Here is a 363-nt window from a genome sequence, read left to right as displayed (position 1 = left end):
ACCAGATGAAACTCCGCGTTGGTCCCTGAGCGATTGATCGCCCCCGCATAAAAGACCTCATCGCCGACAGAAAAATCCGTGACGTCCGGTCCGGTTCCTACGACAACCCCCGCCGCATCCCAGCCCAGAACACGCCACTGACCTGCCTCTGGTGTCGCACTGCGACGGACCTTTGTATCAACCGGATTGACCGACACAGCCCTGATTTCCACCAGAAGATCCCGGCCCGAAGGGACGGGTTTTGGCAATTCAATGTCCTGAAGGGACGCCGGATTTTCGATGGGAAGCGGCGTCTGATAACCGATGGCCCGCATGATGTCTGATCCTCTGTTGAATGAGGAGAAGAGTGAGCACTATGCTGTT

General features: G+C 56.7%; 1 protein-coding gene. It reads right to left on the bottom strand.

Features of this window, described 5'->3' with window-relative positions; genetic code table 11:
* On the bottom strand, positions 1–314 hold a 314-nt coding region (locus ABF979_RS16445), incomplete at its 3' end, for an alcohol dehydrogenase catalytic domain-containing protein (protein ID WP_415560760.1).
* Between the last annotated feature and the right edge of the window lie 49 nt (positions 315–363).

It is taken from the genome of Gluconobacter sp. (assembly GCF_047723935.1).
GTDB lineage: Bacteria > Pseudomonadota > Alphaproteobacteria > Acetobacterales > Acetobacteraceae > Gluconobacter.
Note: the sequence above shows the minus strand (reverse complement) of the source record. Positions and strands in the feature narration are given on the sequence as shown.